This window comes from Peribacillus tepidiphilus (assembly GCF_009466385.1).
Taxonomy (GTDB): domain Bacteria; phylum Bacillota; class Bacilli; order Bacillales; family DSM-1321; genus Bacillus_BN; species Bacillus_BN tepidiphilus.
This window is the reverse complement of the sequence record NZ_WIAQ01000029.1, coordinates 16007-36058: the sequence shown is the minus strand read 5'-3', so window position 1 is coordinate 36058 and position 20052 is coordinate 16007. Positions and strand designations below refer to the sequence as shown.

At 38.5% G+C, this 20052-nt stretch carries 21 protein-coding genes, 1 pseudogene and 1 riboswitch; of the genes and pseudogenes, 1 reads left to right on the top strand and 21 read right to left on the bottom strand.

Annotation, left to right across the window (positions count from 1 at the left end):
• Positions 1-257 precede the first annotated feature (257 nt).
• The 19 genes and pseudogenes from GD441_RS14170 to GD441_RS14085 form a co-directional block, all read right to left on the bottom strand.
• The gene (locus GD441_RS14170) at positions 258-1319 is read right to left on the bottom strand and encodes a branched-chain amino acid ABC transporter permease (protein WP_153127085.1); all 1062 of its coding nucleotides are present in this window, start codon (positions 1317-1319) and stop codon (positions 258-260) included.
• A 4-nt stretch (positions 1320-1323) separates the two neighbouring features.
• Positions 1324-2208: a branched-chain amino acid ABC transporter permease gene (locus tag GD441_RS14165; protein WP_153127084.1), complete on the bottom strand. Its 885-nt coding sequence runs from the start codon at positions 2206-2208 to the stop codon at positions 1324-1326.
• On the bottom strand, positions 2208-4124 hold the full coding sequence (locus GD441_RS14160) for an AMP-binding protein (protein WP_153127086.1): 1917 nt from the start codon (positions 4122-4124) through the stop codon (positions 2208-2210). Before GD441_RS14160 ends, GD441_RS14165 begins: the two co-directional genes overlap by 1 nt.
• 23 nt (positions 4125-4147) lie before the next feature.
• A complete protein-coding gene (locus GD441_RS14155; RefSeq protein ID WP_153127083.1) occupies positions 4148-4915 on the bottom strand; it encodes an ABC transporter ATP-binding protein in 768 nt (255 codons plus the stop codon).
• Between the two features lie 379 nt (positions 4916-5294).
• Positions 5295-5957, bottom strand: coding sequence for a thiamine phosphate synthase (thiE, locus tag GD441_RS14150; protein WP_153127082.1), 663 nt, complete (start codon positions 5955-5957; stop codon positions 5295-5297).
• Positions 5944-6768, bottom strand: a complete 825-nt coding sequence (gene thiD / locus GD441_RS14145; RefSeq protein WP_153127081.1) for a bifunctional hydroxymethylpyrimidine kinase/phosphomethylpyrimidine kinase — start codon at positions 6766-6768, stop codon at positions 5944-5946. Before thiD ends, thiE begins: the two co-directional genes overlap by 14 nt.
• A gap of 43 nt (positions 6769-6811) precedes the next feature.
• The gene (gene thiM / locus GD441_RS14140; protein WP_153127080.1) at positions 6812-7603 is read right to left on the bottom strand and encodes a hydroxyethylthiazole kinase; all 792 of its coding nucleotides are present in this window, start codon (positions 7601-7603) and stop codon (positions 6812-6814) included.
• Positions 7604-7639: 36 nt separating this feature from the next.
• Positions 7640-8641 carry an ABC transporter substrate-binding protein gene (locus tag GD441_RS14135; protein ID WP_153127079.1) on the bottom strand — a complete coding sequence of 334 codons (1002 nt, stop codon included), beginning with the start codon at positions 8639-8641 and terminating at the stop codon, positions 7640-7642.
• A 20-nt stretch (positions 8642-8661) separates the two neighbouring features.
• A complete protein-coding gene (locus GD441_RS14130; protein ID WP_153127078.1) occupies positions 8662-9426 on the bottom strand; it encodes an ABC transporter permease in 765 nt (254 codons plus the stop codon).
• Positions 9416-10165: an ABC transporter ATP-binding protein gene (locus GD441_RS14125; RefSeq protein ID WP_153127077.1), complete on the bottom strand. Its 750-nt coding sequence runs from the start codon at positions 10163-10165 to the stop codon at positions 9416-9418. Before GD441_RS14125 ends, GD441_RS14130 begins: the two co-directional genes overlap by 11 nt.
• 7 nt (positions 10166-10172) lie before the next feature.
• On the bottom strand, positions 10173-10844 hold the full coding sequence (tenA, locus tag GD441_RS14120) for a thiaminase II (RefSeq protein WP_153127076.1): 672 nt from the start codon (positions 10842-10844) through the stop codon (positions 10173-10175).
• A gap of 158 nt (positions 10845-11002) precedes the next feature.
• Positions 11003-11104: riboswitch (TPP riboswitch) on the bottom strand.
• Positions 11105-11220: 116 nt separating this feature from the next.
• Positions 11221-12309, bottom strand: a complete 1089-nt coding sequence (locus tag GD441_RS14115; RefSeq protein ID WP_153127075.1) for an FAD-dependent monooxygenase — start codon at positions 12307-12309, stop codon at positions 11221-11223.
• Between the two features lie 62 nt (positions 12310-12371).
• Positions 12372-12944 carry a 5' nucleotidase, NT5C type gene (locus tag GD441_RS14110; RefSeq protein ID WP_153127074.1) on the bottom strand — a complete coding sequence of 191 codons (573 nt, stop codon included), beginning with the start codon at positions 12942-12944 and terminating at the stop codon, positions 12372-12374.
• A 20-nt stretch (positions 12945-12964) separates the two neighbouring features.
• Entirely contained in the window at positions 12965-14059 is a 1095-nt protein-coding gene (gene ribD / locus GD441_RS14105) for a bifunctional diaminohydroxyphosphoribosylaminopyrimidine deaminase/5-amino-6-(5-phosphoribosylamino)uracil reductase RibD (protein WP_153127073.1), read from the bottom strand.
• A complete protein-coding gene (locus GD441_RS14100; protein WP_153127072.1) occupies positions 14056-14790 on the bottom strand; it encodes a GTP cyclohydrolase II in 735 nt (244 codons plus the stop codon). The genes ribD and GD441_RS14100 overlap by 4 nt, the downstream gene beginning before the upstream one ends.
• 239 nt (positions 14791-15029) lie before the next feature.
• Complete coding sequence (locus GD441_RS14095) at positions 15030-15983, bottom strand: alpha/beta hydrolase family protein (RefSeq protein ID WP_153127071.1); 954 nt, start codon at positions 15981-15983, stop codon at positions 15030-15032.
• 138 nt (positions 15984-16121) lie between these two features.
• The gene (locus GD441_RS17295) at positions 16122-16658 is read right to left on the bottom strand and encodes a S8 family serine peptidase (RefSeq protein WP_225434245.1); all 537 of its coding nucleotides are present in this window, start codon (positions 16656-16658) and stop codon (positions 16122-16124) included.
• Positions 16625-16756: a hypothetical protein gene (locus GD441_RS17290; protein ID WP_263862457.1), complete on the bottom strand. Its 132-nt coding sequence runs from the start codon at positions 16754-16756 to the stop codon at positions 16625-16627. The genes GD441_RS17295 and GD441_RS17290 overlap by 34 nt, the downstream gene beginning before the upstream one ends.
• A gap of 693 nt (positions 16757-17449) precedes the next feature.
• Positions 17450-17578 (bottom strand): annotated as a pseudogene (locus tag GD441_RS14085) (DUF302 domain-containing protein); the annotation flags it as partial.
• Positions 17579-17866: 288 nt separating this feature from the next.
• Between GD441_RS14085 and GD441_RS14080 the strand changes: the two are divergent.
• Positions 17867-18277 carry a VOC family protein gene (locus tag GD441_RS14080; RefSeq protein ID WP_153127069.1) on the top strand — a complete coding sequence of 137 codons (411 nt, stop codon included), beginning with the start codon at positions 17867-17869 and terminating at the stop codon, positions 18275-18277.
• 96 nt (positions 18278-18373) lie between these two features.
• Here GD441_RS14080 and GD441_RS14075 read toward each other — a convergent pair whose 3' ends face one another.
• Together GD441_RS14075 and GD441_RS14070 are read right to left on the bottom strand one after the other, a co-directional pair.
• On the bottom strand, positions 18374-18535 hold the full coding sequence (locus tag GD441_RS14075; RefSeq protein ID WP_153127068.1) for a hypothetical protein: 162 nt from the start codon (positions 18533-18535) through the stop codon (positions 18374-18376).
• Positions 18536-18656: 121 nt separating this feature from the next.
• Positions 18657-19997 carry a purine/pyrimidine permease gene (locus GD441_RS14070; RefSeq protein WP_153127067.1) on the bottom strand — a complete coding sequence of 447 codons (1341 nt, stop codon included), beginning with the start codon at positions 19995-19997 and terminating at the stop codon, positions 18657-18659.
• Positions 19998-20052: the final 55 nt, after the last annotated feature.

Sequence of the window (20052 nt, the reverse complement as noted above, 5' to 3'; positions counted from 1 at the left end):
ACTTTTGTTCCCTTCGCCCTTGATGGCCGTATCGCAACCTTTTTCGACTGTTTGTCAAGAGCGATTGCGGACTTGGCTATTCCTGAAATCCTGGCGGAGATGCCTAGAACTAGTTTTTCATAGAACTTTTGACACTACCACTATTTAATTGAATTTATTAAAAATCGAAAGGTAAACTTGATTTTACAGCCCATCCTCAAAATCACCGATCGAAATTTACCAGCTTTGAGGCGTAAAACTAAACCATTTATTTTACGCTAATATGAAAATGGCCATAATTTACAGTAATCCTTGATATTCCTCCAAATTTTTGCCAGCCCTTCTGGTTCATATATGAGGAATAGGATAATGACCAGACCGAATACCACTTCTTTCATGCCATTTAGTACGCCTGCTATTTCAGGATAGATTCCGCTTAAGAGTTCTACCCCAGAGCGGAGAAACACAGGCAATAAAGTAATAAAGACTGCTCCATATATAGAACCAAATACACTTCCTAATCCTCCAACGAGAATGATCGCCAAATATTCAATAGATACCGTAATGCTATACAATTCCGGACTGACGATCATCGTGTAATGCCCAAGTAACGCACCCGCCACACCAACGAAGAAGGAGCTTACTGTAAAAGCAAGAACTTTATATTTAAATAAATCAATTCCCATTACCTCTGCTGCAACATCTCGATCTCTCACAGCAATAAATGCTCGCCCTACACGTGAACGAAAGAGGTTTAAGGTAAATACTGTGGTGATCAGTAATACCGCAAACATCAAATAGTAATAACTTTTTTCACTATAAAAGAAAAAATCGCCTACTTGAGGTCTCGACAGCATCATTCCAGCTGTTCCTCCAGTCAAGGAATCCCATCTTGATATAACAAAGAGAATGATCACCTGTGCTGCCAGTGTCGCAATCGCTAAATAAAGACCCTTTAATCGTAAGGAAGGTAAACCAAAAAGTCCTCCTACAATCGCGGTGATGATTCCAGCTAAAGGCATGGCGATCCAAAAGCTTAATCCTAGCTTGAGGGTCAATATAGCCGATGCATAACCACCCACACCTAAAAATGCCCCGACTCCTATGGATATTTGTCCAGTGAAACCTGTCAAAATGTTTAACCCGATTGCCCCAATAGCAGCAATACCACATAGTGTAGCAAGTCCAATGACGTAATCAGAAGCTACTAAAGGGAAGAGGGCAAATAATGCGACCATTACCAACACACGAATTCTTACTCTAGAATTCTTCCATATGGCCATATCCTGCTTATAGTTCACATGGAACTCTCCACACTCCATCACAAAAGGATTCCTCATACTCTTACACCCTTTCGATTTCTTTTTTGCCAAATAGCCCATACGGTTTGAACATGAGGATCAACACTAATATGATGAACGGCATAACCTCTTTTAAGCCGCCACCGACCAAAGGATCTAAATAACCGCCTGTCATACTTTCGATCACTCCGATGATTAACCCACCAATAATGGCTCCAGGAATACTATCCAATCCCCCGAGAATAGCAACTGGTAATACTTTCAGTCCAATAGCTGATAACGAGGAATTTACTCCGTTAATATTACCGAGCAGAACCCCGCCAACAGCCGAGACAATCGCAGCAATCGCCCATGCAACCGCGAAAATGACTTTTACACTAATTCCCATTGACAGTGCAGCCTGTTGGTCATCTGCTGTTGCTCGCATCGCAATACCGAGCTTCGAATACTTAAAGAAGAGGGTGAAGATCAGCAGCATAATGACCACTATGACTAGCGACCATAGATAAACGGGTGCAATCACAATCTCACCCAGCTGTACGGGTTTATCAGAAAATATTTTTGGAAAAACACGTGTTTCATGACCCCAAATAATATGGACGATTCCCGCCAATATACTAGACAGACCGATGGTAGCCATGATCATAGAAATGACAGGCTCTCCAATAAACGGCCTAAGTACAATTCGCTCTACAACAAAACCGAGTATTGCACTGAATAGAAGAGTTATGAATAAAGCAGCTATAAACGGAATATTATAGGTTGTTATAAGGGTGAGACACACATATGTCCCGATTAATAAGAATTCTCCTTGGGCAAAGTTGATGGCATCACTAGATTTATAGATTAAAACAAATCCTAGTGCCACTAATGCATAGACACTTCCAACTACAATCCCTGTGGCTAACATTTGTAAAAAAAAGGTCATTAAGCAGCCCCCTCTCCTTTATCCATAATGATCACTTGAAGTGTTGTTTGTATGATCTGTTCATTTCCATCCCGATATTTAATTCTTCCCTCCACATGAATTTGCTCGTCTTTTGAATACATCCCTTCGATAAGAGAATGATATTTTTTGGCTACAAACTGTCGTCTTACCTTCTTTGTTCTTGTTAATTCTTCATCATCCGCATCCAACTCTTTATATAACAAAACAAACTTCTTAATCCGTGCTTTTTCAGGTAAAGTTTGATTGATTTCATTTACCTGTTTTTGAATAAGTTCCAAAACCTCAGTCTTTGAGGACAAATCCGTATATGTCGTATAGCCAATTTGTTTTTTTTCTGCCCATCTGCCGACATTCTCCATATCTATATTGATCATTGCCACCACATAAGGACGATCTCTACCGATGGCTACTGCTTCTTGAATGAATGGACTAAATTTTAATTTATTTTCAATGAATTGTGGAGAAAACATCTCCCCCGTGTCCAAACGAATAACATCCTTTAATCGGTCGATGATATATAAATGTCCTTTTTCATCCAACCTACCAGCATCACCAGTATGTAACCATCCAGATTGAATGGTTTCGTTTGTAGATTGCTCATTTTTGTAATAGCCTTTACAAACACTGGAGCTTTTTATAAGGATTTCTCCTTGATCAGATATTTTCACTTCCGTTCCAGGAATCGGTATTCCTACACTGTCCATTTTGATATCGCCGTCACGATGCACGATAGAGATTCCAGAAACTTCTGTCTGCCCATAAATACTTTTGACATTCACTCCGATACTATGGAAAAATTCAAACACATCAGGTCCAAGTGGTGCACCACCTGTATAGGCTCTTTTAATCCTCAATAATCCCAAATGGTCTCTAATTGCACTGAATAACATGAAATCGGCAATTTTAAAAAGGAATTTCGTACCGAAAGAAATCGGTTTATTATCAAAATGTGCTTTTGCTACTTTTTCACCAATGGGTTTGCAAAGGTTATAAATCTTTTTCTTTAACCAACTGGTATCTTGTATTTTCACTTGAAATTTCGAAACCATATCTTCATAGATTCTAGGTGGTGAGAACATGACATGTGGTCCAATTTCTCGTAGATTCTCTAAAACGGTGGAAGGTTCTTCTGGAAAATTGACGGTCAAGCCATTATAGAGCCCCATGGCAATAGTCATCATTTGCTCACCGATCCAAGCAAGGGGTAAGAATGATAGGTATTCATCCTGATCCGTCAGTGGGTCGATTTTTGATAGGTTTTTGGCCATGTCTAGTAGGTTCTTATATGAGAGCATCGTTCCTTTCGGATTTCCTGTTGTACCGGATGTATAGGAGAGAATAGCGATATCATCCTCGCTGCCTTTATCCAATTCAGTTTTAAAAAATGTAGGCGCTTCTAAATCAAAGGCTTTACCTAGTGCTTGTACATCGTCAAAGAAGATTAGTGAATCATCTTTGTAATTTCTCATTCCTCTGCGGTCATAATAAATAATCTTTTTAACCTTGGGGATGTCTTCCTTAATTTCAAAAAGTTTATCCACTTGCTCTTGGTCTTCTACAACAACTATGGATGCATCACAATCATTTAAGATATAGCCAATTTCATTTGGAAGGGATTGTTGGTATATTCCGACTGAAATTCCCCCTAAGCATTGAGTGGCCAATTCACTGATAACCCACTCTGGACGATTGTCTCCAATGATCGCTACTTTATCTTCCCTTTGTAGTCCTAGTTTCGTTAATCCTAAACTAAAAAATTTTACTTGTTCTAAATACTCGTTATACGTTAGCTCATTCCAAATCCCATAATCTTTTTCCCTTAAAGCTACATTTGATCCTGCATTGCTCGTCCTCTCGAGCAATAATTGTGGAAATGTCATGTTAGAGTTGGACATGGAGTTGATCCCTCCTTCTTTTATCATGCATGTTCTTCACCTAAATAGGCCTCGATGACCTTTGGATTGTTTTGGACTTCATTCGGAGTGCCGTAAGCAATCAATTTTCCAAAATCAAGGACGGCTATATGATCCGATAAGTCCATTACCACTCCCATATCATGTTCAATTAAGATAATGGTAGTGTTCATCTCTTCATGAATATCCAAAATATAACGTGCCATATCTTCTTTTTCTTCACTGTTCATACCAGCCATTGGCTCATCTAACAACAATATTTCTGGTTCCATTGCAAGGGCTCTTCCTACTTCCACCCGTTTTTGTAATCCATAAGATAACGTACCTACAGGAGTGTTTCTTATATTTTCGATCTCCAAAAAGGCGATTACGCTCTCTACTTTCTCACGGTGCTCCACTTCTTCCCTTTGTGCTTTTCCCAAATAAAAACCTCCAGAAAGGATTCCCGTTTTCATACGTACATGTCGTCCTAGCATAAGGTTGTCTAAAACGGTTAAATGTGGAAACAGCTCAATATTCTGAAACGCTCTAGCTATGCCTAAACCTACTCGTTTATGAGGCTTGATCGGTGTTATATCCTGTCCCTTGAATGAAATGGAACCACTGCTTGGCCGATACAATCCACTTATGCAATTCAACATACTTGTCTTTCCAGCACCGTTGGGACCAATTAAGGAAAAAATCTCTCCTTCTTTCACCTCATACGTGACGTGATTAAGAGCAACAACTCCCCCGAATTGCAATGTAACATCCTTAACATCTAAAATCCCCAACCCATTCCCTCCTTTTGTTACCAAAATAAAATTTTTGAATATTCTTACTATTTATGTTATATTCTTTCCTATTTCTATTAATTCTTTAAATAAATAATTTTTTTTGGACTTACTTCCACCTAACTAACCTCATTTTTATGATGATAAAGAGTTTGATATTCCAATAATCTAGTTCGTTTTTCATAAATAATTTCGAAAAGGAATAGAGTGACAATTATTATCTTCAAAATAGTGTTTAATGGTTCAAAGGTTACAATATGAATTCGTCTTTCTATTAAAACAACTCAAAACTAGAGGAAAACCTAGGTTTTGCTTCATTACAAAAAAGAAGAGCCGGATCTTCGACTCTTCTTTTCTGAAAAACTATCGACAAAATCTATCAAACTTTGGGGAGTGTCTGGCGCCGTAAGAGAGCTGCTGCATCTGTGATGGATGGAGCATGAGTAATGGCAGTAATGACAGAAACACCATCTGCTCCAGCTGATATAACCGACTTGGCATTCTCCGGAGTAATCCCGCCTATTCCAACGATGGGAATATCCATTCCTAAATTGCGCAAAGCTACTATAAGATTGGTTCCTTGTACTACTTTTGCATCCTCTTTTGTTTGTGTTGGAAAAATAGGGCCTAGTCCTAAATAGTCCGCACCGTCTCTTACTGCTTTTTGTGCTTCCTCTATTGTATGAACGGATACACCTAAAATTTTATGCTTGCCTATCCTTTCACGAACTATTTCAGCTGTTTCATCCTCTTGTCCAATATGGACGCCATCGGCATCAAGAGCAATAGCCAAATCGATATCATCATTTACGATGAAAGGAACTCCATTTTTTTGACAGATTTTTTGAAGCTGCTGGGCTAATTGAAACTTCGCTACGCCTGTTAGTGCACCCTTTCCCTTTTCTCGAAACTGGAATAAGGTGATGCCTCCCTCAATAGCTTCCTGTAACACTTGCAAAGGATTTTTACGGCAATTTACACTTCCCATAATAAAATAGACCTTCAGCAATTGACAAAGTTTCTCTCTGTTAATTTGCGTCATATCTTTCTCCTCGGTTCCTCCGCTGGAAAGCCCAGTGATTAGTCGGTCCGTGTCCTGAACCTATGCCTAAGGTATCCTGGATGGCAGCTTGAATAAAAGCCTTTGCTGTCTTAACAGCATCAATCACCTGGTTTCCCTTAGCCAATTCGGCTGTTATTGCTGCAGAAAACGTGCAGCCTGTTCCGTGGGTATGCTGAGTTACGATTCGTTTGCTGTCCAAATAAACAAATTCATTTCCGTCATAAAAAAGATCAATAACGGTTTGACTTGATTCTTCATGACCGCCTTTTATTACAACAGATTGTGCACCCATTTGGATAATCGTTCGTGCTGCCTCCTCGCGGTCCGTTAGGCTATTAATAGAAAGCCCCGTAAGAACTTCTGCTTCAGGAATATTCGGAGTAATCACCTTTGCAAGAGGAATTAAGTGTTGGATCAGTGCATCTACTGCTTCCTTTTGTAGAAGGGATGCTCCACCCTTAGCGATCATCACTGGATCAACAACAAAATTACGCCAGTTGTAATACTTTACTTTTTCTGCTACACCTCGAATGATATCACTACTAAACAGCATTCCAGTTTTTACTGCATCCGTTCCTAAATCTTCGCCGATTGCGTCAATTTGTTGGTTGACCGCCTCAACCGCCATTGGATAGACGCCATTTACTCCAAGCGTATTTTGCGCTGTAACTGCGGTGATCGCGGACATCCCGAACACACCCAGTTCCTGAAAGGTTTTCAAGTCAGCTTGAATTCCCGCGCCACCACCACTATCTGAACCCGCTATTGTAAGTGCTTTATAAACGTTCATTGCTCTATTCCTTTCTTTAAATAATAGGTGTTATTTCTAAATTTTACACAAGCAGTTGAATCTTCTCACGGTCATTCAGGATTTCGTCTGAAACAACTGCTAACTGATTTAAAAATTCAATTTGAAAACTGCCAGGCCCCTTTTCAACTGTTTTTGCCGCTGCCAGCTCTGCAGCTACACCATAATAAGCAACTGCTTCAGTCACTGCATATAAAGGTTGTTCGCCTGCTGCATAGAATGCACCAATGACAGAACTAAGCAAGCAACCTGTACCAGTCACTTTTGTTAGAATAGGATGGCCGTTTCCGACTACATACGTTGTGTCACCATTTGTAATGACATCTTCTTTTCCGGTAAGAACCGTAATGCAGCGCAACTGTCTAGCAGCTTTTTGTGCAAGCGAAACAACGTTGCCCGTACCATTTCCTGCGTCCACACCTTTGATCGCCCATTCTTCACCGATCACGTTAGCTACTTCCGCAGCATTTCCTCTCAGGACGTTTACCTTAACTTCCCTAAGAATTCTTCGTGCTGATTCGGTACGGTACGGTGTAGCACCTGCTCCAACTGGATCAAATACAACAGGTACATTGTTTTCATTCGCTGATTTACCCGCAATTATAATCGATTCTACGACTGTCTCATCAAGTGTTCCCATATTTAAAACAAGTGCACTCGCTATTTTTGCCATATCGGCTACTTCTTCATGTGCATAAGCCATCACAGGAGAAGCACCCAATGCTAGCAATCCATTCGCCGTAAAATTCGTAACAACGACATTGGTTATATTGTGAATTAACGGATTCATTGTACGGATTCTTTCTATTGTTCTCATAAAATCATACTCCTTCTTAATGAATAGAAATTAGCATTATAAATTAATATAGGCATCCTTAGCGTTGACTTCGGTTTTTACTACTTTGTTTTCAAATAACCACTTAGCAACCTTTTCCCAAGTAGCATCATCTTGATAACCAAATGGTTGATCTTTGGCATCCATAAGCGGCAACAGGATTTGTAAACTCTTTGTTTCAACCTCCTGATCCAATGGAGAGGATTTGTCTGCATTCTCTAATAAAATGGACAAGCCTTTTTCAGGATGATCTTGAACAAATTTTTGTCCATTAGAAGCCGCAGCCATAAACTTTTTATATAATTCCGGTTTTTCTTTGAGTGCCTTTTCACTGGCTACCAAGACTAATTCATAATAATCAGGAACACCAAACTCCGTAGGATTAAACGCCCTCATAGGATGACCTTCTTTTTCGAGCAGTATTTTCTCATGGTTAATATAACCGCCAATGATTGCATCCGTTTTATTCGTTGCTATTGAAGGGATTAAATCCCAGCCAACATCGACCATTTTTATTTTCTGCGGGTTCCCACCATCAGTTTTCACCATCGTGTGAATGATTGCTTCATCTAATGGAATAGAAGGATAACCAATCGTTTTTCCAGCTAGATCTTTGGGTGATTGAATCGGACCATCGGCTGGAACCATTAATTGATTTAACGGATGGCGAACGAGAGCTGCAAATGATTGAACAGGAATATTTTCTCCGCGGGCAACTACTACCTCCGGCTGATAGCTAATAGCCATGTCAATTTGGTCAGCAGCTACCAGTCTTAGTGGATCATTTGTATCTGCAGGCATTTTAATATCTACATCTAAGCCTTGTTCTTTAAAATAGCCGTTTTCCTGTGCGGCAAAAAGAAAAGAATGTACGGCATTTGGATACCAGTCTAACATTACACTTATCTTCTGCAGCTTCTCGTTTGATGCTGATTCATTATTAGCGTTTTTTTCGGAAGCACCACAAGCACTCAATAAAAGTAATAAAAAACATAACATACTAAATAACCATTTTTTCATCGAATCTTTCTCCCTCTTTATCACCATTTATTTTTCAATAACTGCTTTTCTAAAAGACCAATTAGTAAAAATAACATAATGCCTAGTAGTGAAAGTAGGAAAATTGCAGCAAACACTGCATCTGCCTGCAAATTACCGGACATTCTCCTGCTAAAATAACCCAAACCTTCACTTGCACCCAGCCATTCTCCAATTGTGGCACCTACAACACAATAGACTACAGACATCTTCAACCCTGATAAAAAAGACGGCAACGCCATCGGTACTTGTATTTTCTTGAAAAGATCCCAACGATTAGCTCCCATCGTTAGGAGTAATTCACGATATTCAGCGCCCCCTAATTTCAGTCCATCATATGTACTAATCACAATCGGGAAAAAGGCTGTTAAAATGATGACTGCAATTTTACTCCAAATTGAATAGCCGAACCACATGATAAAAATCGGTGAAAGGGCAATCAGCGGTATCGTTTGAGAAATAACAAGAAAAGGATAAAGCACCTTTTCTAACGACCTTGAAAAGTGCATCGCAACACCTAATAAAATACCGCCTATTACAGAGAGGCCAAAGCCAATCAATACCTCGATGAGGGTAGCGGGTAAATGAACTTCCAATAGAAGCTCTTGGTTATCCAGTAATGATTTCCAGATGGCCGTTGGAGAAGGCAAAATAAAAGATGGAATAAATCCTTTCCGAACGATCCATTCCCATATGCTTATTAGAAAGACAACCACCAACAAAAACAGGCTATAGTCTTTCATCCATTTTTTCCAGCTACTTTTCATCTTGAATGAGCCACTCCAATTCTTTTCTCATAGCAATAAACTCAGATTGATAAATAAGCTCCGTTTTTCTCGGTCTTGGCAGATTGACTGTCACTTCTTGAATCTCTTCACCTGCACTAGGCAACAGATAAATTCGGTCGCTTAACAGAATAGCTTCTTCAAGATCGTGGGTGATGAATAGCATCGTTTTTTGTAAATCTCCCCACAATTCCAATAACCAAGTGTGCATGTTACGTTTAGTTAGAGAATCAAGGGCGCCAAATGGCTCATCAAATAATAAAAGGTTTTTGCCAGTCATGATGGTTCGTAAGAAAGCGACCCGCTGTTTCATTCCTCCAGAGAGTTCATGAGGGTATGCATTTTCATATTCGGCTAAACCAAAACGGGACAACCATTCCCTTATTTCCGTTAGTTTTCGCTGCTTATTCTCTTTAGCAAGCTCCATAGGCAGCAATACATTTTCTACTACTGTTCTCCAAGGTAAAAGTAAATCCTTTTGCGGCATATAGCCCACTTTTCCTAATCCTTTTTCTGGCTGTTGACCGTCGATCCATATTTGACCTTCATTTGGCTCAAGCAAACCGGCAATCAGCTTGAAAAGTGTGCTCTTTCCTGACCCACTAGCTCCTATAACAGAGACAAACTCTCCTGCCTTAACATCCATTGATATCTTTTGGAATATCGACTTTGAAACTCCGTTGTGTTGAAAAGCATATGAAAGTTCTTTAATCGATAACATAGTCGATTTAGACAGGCCAATCCCCTCCCTGGTAAACCATATCCCAAAACATATATTCAAAACGTGAGGTCGTAAGGAAATGGTCTTCTATGATTTGCAGCTCATGATCCGCTTTTCCTTCAACTAATCGGTCTAATGAATCGATAAGCCAGGTGGTCAATGAACCGAATTCGTCAGAGGAATACATCTTAATCCAATCACCATACAATGGATGCTCTGGAGAGCCAGGATAGTTCTCAGTCAGCATCTTGCCAATCTCCCAGTAGCTCCACATACATGGGAGCAGCGTTGAGACCAATTCTGCCAGTGACCCATTCTGAGCAACATTCAGCATGTAGCGTGTGTAAGCTAAGTTAATAGGAGTCGGATTTGTGTCTTCTAGCTGTTGATTGGTAATCCCAAACCTTTCAGCGTATTGACGATGCAATTCCATCTCTCCATGCAGTGTTTCATGTAGGAGCCTTGCAAAAAAGGCCATCGTCTCGAGATCTTTTGCCTTAACTGAACCTAATGCGAAGAGCTTGGCATAGTCGATTAAATACACATAATCCTGTTTCATATAACGGATAAAAGATTCGACAGGCAAATCACCACTTCCCAAACCAATGACGAAAGGATGCTGATGTGTTTGCCTCCAAACATCACTTACTTTATCGTAAAGGGTTTGCGTAAACTTCATTTATTCTCCCCCTTTTGTGGTATAGCACCACCTTGGCAAAATTTATGAATCATACTCTAGTAATCTCCTTTCAGTTAATAAAGCAAAAAATAAAAACCCACTCACTTCCAGAGAAATGAGTGGGTTAAAAACTAATGCCATGAAAAAAAGGATGACATGAAAGCTTCTATCCACTTCCCTCCGCTGGTATAATCCAGATCAGGTTCAAAGGGTCTAGAACACAAGTTCTATCTCAGCCATAGGCTCCCCTAGTGAATTTCGATGTATATATTCAATTCAAAATCTTTACATAATATAGCATAAAAAAGATGGTAAGGTAAAGGGAAAAAGTGTCAGTCATTCCAGAAAGACATTTGTCCACGAGCGGTGCCTGGCACTACACCACAAAATTCCCTTTAAAAGAAGCTTCTTTTTCTAATTGATCGTGTTGGAGTTTTTCAATATCCTCTCGACGTGTATGTTCAAAAAGTTTCAGTTGCTTTACACTAGGATCTTTCTGAAGAATAGCATTTTGTAAAACATTGCTTAGGACATCGGCATCCTTTAAGGCACTATTGACTCCGATTGCTCCAGTTGGGCTCATTGTATGAGCTGCATCGCCCATGATGACTAATCCTTCTTTTACCCAAGTTTCAGAACGAGAGCTTTGAACCTGTAATAAAACAAAATCATTCCAAGAGCGAATATGCTGATGAACCACTTCAGTTAGCTCAGGGAAAGCATTTAATAGATTCATAATAAATGGTTCAAAGGACTGTTTTCTTAAGGTCGGATAAGACCCTTCCTCAATATTCCAGCCAATTTGAATAAAACCGCCAGCTTGAGTAAATAATGCAAGCTGCATATCATGTACCATAGCTAATTTTATAGTAGGCTCCCATCCAGCAGGGCTGGGAATTTTCGCCCAAAGAAGGTCGTAGCCATGTTTCATGATAGTTGTTGGAATGTTCGCCAGTTTTCGGACGGTAGAGTATCGACCATCAGCTCCGACGATAACAGAACTGTGAATGGAGATTTCTTTACCATTTTTTGTAGCTTTAACTCCAATATAATGGCCTGTTTCATCTTGAATGGTTTCCGTTACCTTAGTTCCCAGCATTAATTGATAATGTTCAAATTGGTGCGATTCATTAACGAAAAGATTAAGCAAGTTATTTTGAGGTACATGGATTCCAACATGCTCGTTTTCAGGATCAGGAGTGATTGTCTTTATTACTTTACCATGGTCTATATATTCTACCCTTTTCATCAAAAGGAGGCCGTATTCTTCCAGCTTTTCGTAGAGCTGATATTTTTTTAATATTTGTTCGCCCTCATGATTTAGATGTTCTCCCCTAAATTCTTTGTCGATCTCTTCATTCCGTTCTAGAATAATGGTTGGAATATTATTTTTCGCTAATAAATAGCCTAATAAAGCGCCGCCAGGGCCACAACCTACTATACACACTTCTGTTTTAAGACCCATTTTCGTCCACCTTATGTTAATCCCCTGCAGGTTTTTCTACAGCTATAAAATATAAGTTCAAACTATTCCGGTTTGACATTTATGATATCCCACAATTCAGACCAATTCGTAATGCGTGGAATTTCAAAATCCTGGTTGTAAGACGTATGTTTTGCATATACCTTAATTGGCTTATCAAGCAATGTTTCCAATACAGCAGGTTTATCATCAAAATAGTAGTCCAAATTAAGCTCTTCGATAATTCGAACCTTGTCTTCGTCTTTCATGCCGCAGAAAAAGCGGTCATCATGGACAGGGAAACCATTCTTTCTTAGCCATTGCTTCGTTTGTTCGCAATGTTCTTTTGGTCGAGCCGTTATATAATATACTTCGTGTCCCTGTTTTTCTAATTCCTGAAGCGTTTCTACTGCAAAAGGAAACGGAGGACAAGATGTGTAGTATATTTCTTCTAGTAAACTATTCCACATTTCTCCACCTTGCTTTGCTGTCAATCCGAACGGTTCATGAATTTCAACTGTTTTTAAGGAATGGAAGACGTCGAGCCCGACATTTTTATTAAGCTTTTTATTATATAAATGGAAGGCATGCTCCCTTAAGTTAATTAATGTATCATCAATATCAAAACCAAATTTCATGCTGTAACCTACCTTCGCTGTTAAGATACATAAATTGGATAACCGACAAACCTAAAATCCTTGCCGATCTGGGTGAGGGTAACATTGGAAAATTCAATGGCATCCTTCATGTATTCCACACCTGTACCTTCTAAAAAGCTTGGTGCTAGCTTTCCACCAATGACCTTTGGTGCTACATATAAAACAAGCTTGTCAATGAGCTTATGCTCCAAAAATGCAGCATTCACTTCTCCTCCAGCTTCAATCAAAACGGAAGAAATAAAGTTTTCACCTAAAATCTCTACGGTTTCCTCAACATCTACATGCTTGTCGCCATTTGTCACGAATACTTTGATTCCTTTGCTTTCTAAAAACTCCCTTTTTTCAGCAGAATGATTAGGTGTTGTAAAAATCCAAGTTGGAGCCTGTCCATCTGTAATGACTTTTGATTCTAATGGAATTCGGAGGGTTGAATCCAAAATCACTCGGATTGGGTTCCTACCGTTAGGAATACGTGCAGTAAGCTCCGGATTATCCTTTATGACTGTGTTGACTCCAACTAAAATGGCTGCGTTCTCGTTTCGGAGCTGATGGACTTCTCTTCTAGCATCTTCAGAGGTAATCCATTTACTATCTGATGTTGAAGTAGCAATTTTTCCATCTAGTGTAACAGCAGACTTCAGTGTAACGAATGGGCGCTTTGTCACAATATATTTGTTAAAAACTTCGTTCATCGTTCTTGATTCTTCCTCACATACACCCACTATTACCTCAATGCCTGCATCCTTCAGAATTTTAATTCCCCGCCCTGACACAAGCGGATTGGGGTCAAGGGTAGCAACTACTACTTTTTTTATTCCTGCCTGAACGATTGCTTCCGCACAAGGACCGGTACGACCGTGATGGGAACATGGTTCTAATGTTACGTAGATTGTACCTCCTTTTGCTTTCTCCCCCGCCATACGCAGAGCATGGATTTCCGCATGAGGATCTCCCGCTTTCATATGTGCTCCAATTCCGACAATGCGGTTATCATTGACAATCACTGAACCAACAAGCGGATTCGGATCCGTCTGTCCTTTCATTGCACGAGCATTTTCGATGGCTAATTTCATATAAAACTCATGTTCACTCATTTTGATTGACCACCTTTTAAATGACCAGAACGTTTGATTTTTGTCTGTAAGTACTTTTCGTTATATTCGGAAACATCTCCCCATAACGGTTCCCTACCCGACACATTCATACCAGACTTCTGAAGGGCTTCTAGTTTTCTTGGGTTATTAGTTATCAGAGTTACAGGTTTGGAACGAAGAGTTTTTAGCACTTCAATAGCATCATCGTAATTACGGGAATCATCTACAAAACCTAAAGTTAAATTTGCTTCTACTGTGTCTAAGCCTTTCTCTTGAAGGAGATAAGCCAATGCTTTGCTGAACAAGCCGATTCCACGACCCTCATGATTTGCTAAATAAAAGAGAGCGCCTGTTCCGTGGTTTACTATCATTTTCATAGATTGCTTTAATTGAAACCCACAATCACAGCGCTTACTGCCGAAAATATCTCCTGTATGGCAAATACTGTGCATACGAATCAAGGCATCTTCTGCCTTTTCAAATTCACCGTAAATTAACACACTGGATTGCTGCAGTTCCGCTAAGTTGACAGACGATAATTTTGCAATAATTTCTTCGATATTTTCCGTCACTTCGCTACACTGAAGCCAGGAGTACCATTGAAAAATCACGGTTTCACCGAATAAACTTACCGGCAATTTGATAGGACCTACTAAGTAAATGGCTTTTCCTTTATGCTGTATAGTTTTTATTTTATCTTCTAACATGGCTACTGTATTTGCTGTAAGCATTGATTTGCCTCCTAATCATAGAAAGGAACCTTTGAAACAATAGGTTTTTCTTTTTTATTATGAATTGAACATCAAAGATGTTGAAATATCCATAAATTTAATATTAATTAATGTATCATGCTTTTAAACTAGTTACAATATGTAAGTAATTATATTTTTGTAATCAACTAAAGTTTTTTTGACAGAAAAAGTGTCAGGCACCACTGAAAGACATTTGTCCACGAGCGGTGCCTGACACTCTATATTTCGTGATAATGTTTGACGACCCACTTCTCTATAATATTTAACATTTCTTCATCTAATGGTTTTTTTGCACTTTCCTTATAGATTTTTTTCAATTTTAAAAGAGACATCGGCTGCTCTTGTTTTCTTAGCAAATGATTCATTTTAGGAATAATATGGTACTCTGAAGGACCTTTCGTCAATTCAGCAATTTCCTTAGCCTGCTCTGGATTCACTTGGATATCTCGATCTCCAGTGATTGCAATGAGCGGACATGTCATTTCTTTTAAATCTTCGCTAACGTTATATTGAAAATGTTCTCTAAACCATTTTGCATTTATTTTTACAGCTCCATCTCTCAATACAGTTTGATCCGAAGCCAAAATCTTTTCAAAAAGCTTTTTTTGTTTATCAACTGCTTTTTTTCCAACTTTGAAAAAACGCAGTAGCTTTCCTTGAAACCCTTTTAATACTTCTACTTCCTCTTTGAAAATCTTCATTTGATAGTTCTCTAAAGTATCTTTTAAGCACTCTGAAATACCAGCTAGGAGAATTAGGCCTTGAGCCTTAACCTTTTTATGGACAGCAGGTGCGATAATAGCTCCTTCGCTGTGGCCAAGCAAGATGATTTGCTCGGTGTTAATGCCTTCCTGTGTTCTAACAAAATTTACTGCAGCTGCAGCATCTTCTACCAAATCCCAAAAACCCGCTTCTAAAAATGAACCCCCGCTTTCCCCTACTCCCCTTTTATCATAACGAAGAGTGGCAAAGCCTTTCGAAACAAAAAACTGGGTCAAATACTTAAAAACATTGATCTGTAATCTTTTTGCATTCTCATCTCGATCGACATTACCTGATCCATGAATCATTACCACAACAGGTGGTTTATTAACCCCTTCTGGTATGGTAAGAGTACCCTTTAATGTAATTCCGTTCGTAAACTCTATATATTTCTCAATTGGTTTCCCCATTTTAACACCTCCACATATTAAACGAATAAAATGGATATTCGTTCAAATAAATTTTTCTGCTTTTGGAGTTCTAGTTATTTTTCATCATAGTTTGTATAATAGGAATATTTATGAATGATTTACCTAACCAAAAAGTTTTTATTTTAAACTAGATAGGAAAAACAAACTAGCCCCGTAATCAACTGAGTATAGACGAACGTGATTCATGAAGACATTTGTGTTAAGTGGATATCGATCAATATTTAATACGAAACAATAATACAGGAATATTAGGTTCTCAATCTTTCTGTAGAGTCCTTCATTATGATTGAAATAAGGAGAAGATTGGGCATAGTGGATTATTAAACGCTTTTGTGGATTTGAAGTTAGAAAATAGTAAAAGATGATGCGGAAGTAGAGGTTCAGTTCTGTTCCCGGATTCACTCCCCATGGATCGGCTCCATTCATTAGCCTTTGTTTCACATCATCTGGGGACATCCCTCTATTTCCTTCTAGTATCAAGGCAACTACCCCTGCACAAATCGGAGTAGCCATTGATGTTCCCGATAGAACAAAATAATTGGTATCTACTCTACTACTTTTTTGGAACTTGTCCAAAAAAGAATTTGGTGCGCGTAAAGAGACAATATTAACTCCAGCTGCTACGATATCTGGTTTGTCTGCACCGTAGCACAATGAGTACCATGTCCATTGTCGTCATAGGCTCCCTCTCTATTGTTTATAAATTCCTTAAAGCCTTTGATTCTACCTTCTAAATCTTGATGAGGATGGATTCCCGTATCAATTACCGCAATGGTAATTCCTTTTCCTGTTAGGACCGTATCATTTTTTTTACATCAATGGCTTTTGCTGAAGGTGTTCCAACATTTAATAGTGCTTTAACTTCTCTATCTAAGTGAATCTTTTTAATGTGAGGACATGATACTAGTAAGTTTTCTATCGCATTTGGTGTTAACTCGGCACTACAACATGAGATACTGCGATATTCACTCTTCAGTTTACTCATTAAATGCTTCCCAGCAATATTATAAACACTATTCATCCCCAGTGAATGGCATTCACTGTTTTTAAATTCCACCACCTTAAACTTTTTGTCAGTTTAAAAAAACTCTCTAGTCTTTCATGCATAAAGCATGGTGTCCATCTAAACGGTCTATATACATTCAATAGCTGGTCTCGAAGTGGACGATCTAATTTATCTGCATGATGCCTAATCATTTGAATCATGGAAAATCCAAACACTTTTCTCTCCCCTTTCAACAACTTTGAACTTCATTAGCAGATTAAGAAACTATCAAAATAAGGGAAGTGTGTTTGTCCATGATAATAGGAAAAATTTCAAAGATATACTAGAATTCATTTGATACTTTTAAAGTGAGTTATTCCATTTCTTTCAAAAAGTAAATTGGTTTAAATGAAACAAGTGCAAAAAACCTCCATTCGAATTATGAACGGAGGTCTTTAATTCACTTTGTTTTACTGATTCGGCCTTTACTTTCGAAAACAACGAATTTACATGGTAAAAAATACCCCGCCAGTTCATTTTCAGTTAATACTTTTTGTGCTTCCTGTGGGTTACATACTTCCAACACTTTAAATTCTTTCTGAAATTCAAGATCCTTTTAGTTTAACAAAATATTCTTTTCCATATGGGTCAGCTACAACGATTGGCATCGACGACCCTGTTCTGATTACTTTTTTTAATGTATATTGCATAAAGTTCATTCCAATCTATTTTTCAAGTTTGTTTAAAAATTTTTTATAAAACAGAACAAACGTTCTTGCAATTTCAAATCGACTATTATAGAATGGAAAAAAGGAGATTATTTCTATTTCCGTGTTTTTTTGTAATGTTTTGATTGACTAAAAAAGGAGTGTTAAAAATGAAACATCCAGTCACACCATATCTAACGTTCGATGGCAATGCGAGAGAAGCAATAGAGTTTTATAAGGAAGTATTTGAAGGAGAAGTAGTAGAAATCCAGACATTTGGTGAAGCTGATTTTCCTACACCTCCAGAAGTGGATGATCGAGTGATGCATGCAAAATTTAAAAAAGATGAATTATTTATTATGGTATCTGATGTATTGCTAGGTCAATCGATCGAAATTGGCAATAACATTTCATTAGCTCTTGAATTAGAAAGCGAAGAGGAAATTCAAAAGTTATATGACAGATTAAGTCAAAATGGTACCGTATTAATGGAACTTCAAGACACCTTTTGGGGAGCAAAATTTGCTAAAGTAAAGGATCGTTTCGGCATTATTTGGGATCTGAATTATACAAAAGCCTAATACCATTTAATTGCTATTAAATGATACTCGATTATGTAGACAATTCCCCTTCACATAGGGATTGTCTTATTTTGATTAAGGTAAATTTTGTAGGTTTCATAATAGGAAGGGATTGCTGATTGGGAAACAATTTAACACATCACAGTTCACTTCCTGCAATTGCTCGTTTACCACTTTCTCATCACCTGCTAATGGCATTCTCAATAGTAATCTTTCTGTATTTAATGCAGTTGGGACTTCTAATAAAATAGGATTCAAAGTTTTTCAGCATCCAATTCACTACTATTTATTTTTACAAATAAGTGTCAGATACCAGAGAAAGACAATTGTCCGCGACCGGTGCCTGACACCTAGTTTTTGACACCCAGTTTTGATCTTTTTATCCTGTATGTGCTCTTTTACGAACATCTTGTTTCTTTTTTTGAGTTTTCACCTCTTCCTTCCACACTTGATCCAATACAATTGCAACGATTGTTCCAACAAGCAACCCGTTTTTCAAAAGGTATTGCGCCCCTATGGGAAATGCACGAAATACTTCCTCTCCTAAATGCATGACCCCAATGCCAAACATGAGAGATAGTCCAATTATAGTTACTCTTCTTTGGTCAGGTTCTTCTGAGGAGATTGTTTTTAATCCAATTCCAAACATGCCCACAATGGTAGATAAAAGAGCACCGCTCGCAATGGACACAGGAAGCGTGGACAGGATTCCAACGACACTTGGAAATAGGGATACAATAACTAGCATGGCTGCGCCTAATAAAAATGGGAGAATTCTCGTCTGCTTTGTAATTTGAACAAAGCCTGTTGAAACCGGAAGCGTCACGACACCTATGCTTGAAAACATACTGGAAATGACATGAGATACTCCTCCGGCCGAAACTCCTTTTCGAAGAGCGATTGCTTCCATTTTTCGGTCCGGATATAGTGTGACCATGGAAGAAACTGCGGCTATCGTATTTGCAATTAATAATAATGTAAATAAAACACTCGTAATAAAAATAGGACCATTTACTTGAGGAAGTCCCCATGCAAACAACTCTGGAAATGAAAAGACTTCAGCTGGTTCATATGTAGAATTCATCCCTTTTTTTAGTAGGATATCTAAAATCCATCCCCCAAGGATTCCAATAATAACCGCATAAGTCCTCATCCATCCTCGACCTTTTAAAGACAGAAAAAAAACGAGGAAGAATACAAAAAAGGCCAAGCAGGTTGACATCACATTCAAATCATCGGAACCTTCACTTCTAACAATCATACCTTTTATAAAAATCCCACTCAGCTGAACGGCTAAGATGACTAAAAAGCTTCCTGTAACCAGGGATGTAAACAACTTAAGCAATTTTTTCAATAGAACAGGGATCCTTAAAAAGAGAAGGATTATTCCGCTAATAATCATCCCTCCTTCTAACAGCGGAAGGGTTGAATGCATATCACCACCTTCTTGAAAAGTGATGGATGCAAAAATGACAAACACAGTAACCCAGGAGCCTGCAGGACCGTCTGCAATCGGCAACCTATGTCCCCATTTTCCTTGTATAAACGAGCTGACTCCAACGACAAAAAATGTTCTTTGTAGGAGAGTAGCTATTTCATGTTGCGGAAAAGAAAATATGCTGCCAAGGACGATTGGCATAGCAATAGCGTTGGCAACAAGGAAAATAAACCACTGAAAGGAGCTGAGCACAATCTCTTTTCGATTGAAAGTATTACTCATGAAATTCACCGAAACTCTCTATTTTAGTAAAAATATTTTTAATAATCTGATTATA